This window comes from Nocardioides abyssi (assembly GCF_030412915.1).
Taxonomy (GTDB): Bacteria; Actinomycetota; Actinomycetes; order Propionibacteriales; family Nocardioidaceae; genus Nocardioides; species Nocardioides abyssi.
This window is the reverse complement of the sequence record NZ_JAUHJR010000141.1, coordinates 1-280: the sequence shown is the minus strand read 5'-3', so window position 1 is coordinate 280 and position 280 is coordinate 1. Positions and strand designations below refer to the sequence as shown.

Genomic DNA, 280 nt, shown 5'->3' with positions numbered 1-280 from the left:
GTCCAACGTGGGTTTGACACAAGAGAACAATTCTCTGTCTATGGGGTGGCGGTAGTCGTACTGCACAAGTGTCCGCCTGCGTCTTCCGATACCCGATTGGAAACGCTCGTATTTCTCCGTACCTGCTTCCGCGCAGGTGCTTACTCCGTTGATGGTCATTCGTGTTGTCATAATGTTGCTTTTTAGATGGTTAAAAATGTACTGACAGAACTCTGTTCTTCATCACCATTTCGGGGTTGCTTGTGTAGCGTTGGTGCAGGTAGAAATGGTGTGAGCCGAA

General features: G+C 48.6%; 2 protein-coding genes. Both read right to left on the bottom strand.

Features of this window, described 5'->3' with window-relative positions; translation table 11 throughout:
* Positions 1 to 159, bottom strand: a 159-nt coding sequence (locus QWY29_RS20250) for a DUF3873 family protein (RefSeq protein ID WP_439117462.1), incomplete at its 3' end; no start/stop codon positions are given.
* Between the two features lie 31 nt (positions 160 to 190).
* A partial coding sequence (locus QWY29_RS21350) for a DUF8466 domain-containing protein (protein ID WP_500684588.1) occupies positions 191 to 280 on the bottom strand: 90 nt, incomplete at its 5' end.